General features: G+C 56.1%; 4 protein-coding genes and 1 tRNA gene. 2 read left to right on the top strand and 3 right to left on the bottom strand.

Translation table 11 applies throughout. The features are described from left to right. Window positions 1–201 precede the first annotated feature (201 nt). Window positions 202–289 (bottom strand) — tRNA-Ser (locus AC1DSG_RS29885). A 123-nt stretch (window positions 290–412) separates the two neighbouring features. Here AC1DSG_RS29885 and AC1DSG_RS29880 point away from each other — a divergent pair. Beyond that, window positions 413–1,084 (top strand): Bax inhibitor-1/YccA family protein, encoded by a 672-nt coding sequence (locus tag AC1DSG_RS29880; protein WP_223513046.1) that lies wholly within the window; start codon window positions 413–415, stop codon window positions 1,082–1,084. Between the two features lie 62 nt (window positions 1,085–1,146). Here the strand turns inward: AC1DSG_RS29880 and AC1DSG_RS29875 are convergent, their stop codons facing one another. After that, window positions 1,147–1,473, bottom strand: coding sequence for a YceK/YidQ family lipoprotein (locus tag AC1DSG_RS29875; protein WP_477794088.1), 327 nt, complete (start codon window positions 1,471–1,473; stop codon window positions 1,147–1,149). Between the two features lie 59 nt (window positions 1,474–1,532). Further along, window positions 1,533–1,970, bottom strand: a complete 438-nt coding sequence (locus AC1DSG_RS29870) for an Lrp/AsnC family transcriptional regulator (RefSeq protein ID WP_477794087.1) — start codon at window positions 1,968–1,970, stop codon at window positions 1,533–1,535. Between the two features lie 134 nt (window positions 1,971–2,104). Here AC1DSG_RS29870 and AC1DSG_RS29865 point away from each other — a divergent pair. Continuing rightward, window positions 2,105–2,847, top strand: a 743-nt coding sequence (locus tag AC1DSG_RS29865) for a DMT family transporter (RefSeq protein WP_477794086.1), incomplete at its 3' end; no start/stop codon positions are given.

The raw sequence follows: 2,847 nt of genomic DNA, 5'->3' as shown, positions 1-2,847 counted from the left end.
GCTGATAATCAAGGTCGCCGGTAGTCATGCCCCTGATCACGCGGTGATGGTCAGTCGGCAAAACGTCAGGGAGGGAGTGAAAACAGCCTGAGTTCTGGAACACTTCCATAATAGTTATGGAACACCTTGCGCACCGAGGTTCTCGGCTCAAACCCCAGAAACGACAAAGCCCTGAAAAATCAGGGCTTTGTCGTATAAAGATGGCGGAGGCGATGGGATTCGAACTCATGGACCTGTTACAGTCGACGGTTTTCAAGACCGTTGCCTTAAACCACTCGGCCACACCTCCGTTTGTGTTGCGGGCGCCATAATACCTGAATGAAACACACTGTCAAACTCTCTGCATAGCTAGTTGCAGAGCGTCTGTTATGATCTTTGCGACTGAACGTTTCAAACCAACAGGAGTGTCGCCATGCGCGAACAGGATTACGCAGTTAATAACAGCGTGCAGGCTGAGCAGCTAGAGGTTAGCCGCGTCCTGCGCAACACTTACGGCTTACTCGCTCTCACCCTCGCATTCAGCGGCGTGATGGCGTTTGTCGCTCAGCAGATGCGCGTCGGGTACCCGAACGTGTTCGTGGTGCTGATCGGTTTCTACGGCCTTTTCTTCCTCACCAACAAACTCCGTGATTCTGCCTGGGGCCTGGTTTCTGCTTTTGCCCTGACCGGTTTCATGGGTTTCCTGCTCGGCCCGATCCTCAACCGTTACCTGGGAATGCAGGGCGGCGCTGAAGTGGTCAGTTCGGCGTTCGCGATGACGGCGCTGGTGTTCGGCGGTCTGTCGGCTTACGTGCTGATTACCCGCAAGGACATGAGTTTCCTGGGCGGTTTCATCACCGCAGGCTTCTTTGTGCTGCTGGGTGCGACGCTGGCGAGCTTTTTCTTCCAGATCAGCGGCCTGCAACTGGCGATCAGCGCAGGTTTCGTGCTGTTCTCCTCGGTCTGCATTCTGTACCAGACCAGCGCCATCATTCATGGCGGTGAGCGCAACTACATCATGGCGACGATCAGCCTGTATGTATCGATCTACAACCTGTTCATCAGCTTGTTGCAGCTGTTCGGCATCATGAGCCGCGATGATTAATCGAAGGCTTTAAGTAAAAAACCCGCTCAGGCGGGTTTTTTATTGCCTGAGATTCAGGTCATTCAGTCAATGACTATGCTGCCATCGGCTTGCTGGCGGTAAATGGTGTAGGGCAGCAACAAGGTGTCGAGTGCGCCGGACATGACCACGTCGACCAGCACGACGGCTGGAACATCGGTGTGTTCTTGTGCATCCAGCCCTTTTTTCAGCGGCGCATTCAAGCTGCAAAAATCATAGCTCACACCGCTGTAGATTCGCGGTACTGCTCCACAATAGCTCTTCTGTTCCTTGAGGCTTTCAGCTGCCACTTCATCACCGCGCACCACCGTTTGAATCGTGCCGCAGCCTGCAAGCATCAGTGCCACCAGTAGCATTGCCTGAGTTTTCATAGACCGCCAATCCTTCGCCGGAAAACCCTCAATCTACGCTATTGGCAAACAAACATCACTCATGCCATCGGGGGCAACCGGCGTTTGACCGGGGTCTTCTTGACGATTGCTGTGTTGGTTTCGGCGTGGGTGTTGAGGCGGTCGAGGRGGGTGTCCAGTTGTTCCATCGAGCGCACGTGCAGGCGCGCGATGAAGCAGTCGTCGCCGGTGACTTTGTCGCACTCGGTAAATTCGGGGATGGCCTGAATCTGCCGTTCCACTTCCTGCAACTGACCCGGCAGCGGGCGAATCCGCACGATGGCCTGGAGTTGATAGCCGAAGCATTTCGGGTCTATCTCCACGGTGTAGCCCTTGAGTACACCCCGCTCTTCGAGACGGCGCAACCGCTCGGCAACGCTGGGGGAAGACAAGCCGCTCAAGTGCGCCAGCGCCTTGAGCGAGCGCCGGGAATCTTCCATCAAGGCGCTGATCAGCACTTGGTCGATGTCGTCGGTCATGGAAAACCCCTATAAGGCAATTGATTAAAACTGCCTTGATAAAAAAGGCAGAAACCGAGTTTAGCCTGCTTTTTGCGCTGGAGAAGCCCCCCGGCGGATTGGCATACTTTGCGCTCAAACACAGGAGTCTGAAGATGGACAAATCAATACGTCACGGCTCATTCGAGATGGCTGCCGCCATGCTGATTTCCGGGACCATCGGCTGGTTCGTGCTGGTGTCCGGGCAACCAGTGCTCGACGTGGTGTTCTGGCGCTGCCTGTTCGGGGCCGGCACTTTGTTACTGATTTGCGCAGCCTTCGGCTTTTTGCGTCCCGGCATTCTGACCCGTACCACTTTCCTGCTGGCGGTGCTCAGTGGTGTGGCGATTGTCGGCAACTGGGTGCTGTTGTTTGCGTCATATTCCCGCGCCTCGATAGCCATTGGTACGGCGGTGTACAACGTTCAGCCGTTCATGTTGGTAGGCCTTGCCGCGTTGTTCCTCAACGAAAAGATCACCCTGCAGAAGCTGTTCTGGCTGGGCATTTCGTTTCTCGGGATGCTGGCGATTGTCAGTGCCCATGGCGGGCAGGGCGAAAGTGGTAATGACTACCTGATGGGGATTGGCCTGGCGCTGGGCGCGGCCTTCCTTTATGCGATTGCCGCGTTGATCATCAAGCGCCTGACCGGTACGCCGCCCCATCTGATCGCGTTGATCCAGGTCTGCACCGGCGTGCTGTTGCTTGCGCCGTTCGCGCACTTTTCAGCGCTGCCGCAAGCGCCGGGTGCCTGGGCCAGTCTGGTGACACTGGGCATCGTCCACACCGGCGTGATGTATGTACTGTTGTACGGCGCGATTCAAAAGCTGCCGACCGCATTGACCGGGGCGTTGTCGTTTAT

This window comes from Pseudomonas sp. P5_A12, assembly GCF_056400685.1.
The sequence above is the reverse complement of the archived record's forward strand: the minus strand, read 5'-3'. Positions and strand labels throughout refer to the sequence as shown.

Coding starts and splice junctions, on each gene's coding strand:
- AC1DSG_RS29880 (WP_223513046.1), top strand. CDS start 413: ATGCGCGAACAGGATTACGCAGTTAATAACAGCGTGCAGGCTGAGCAG.
- AC1DSG_RS29875 (WP_477794088.1), bottom strand. CDS start 1,473: ATGAAAACTCAGGCAATGCTACTGGTGGCACTGATGCTTGCAGGCTGC.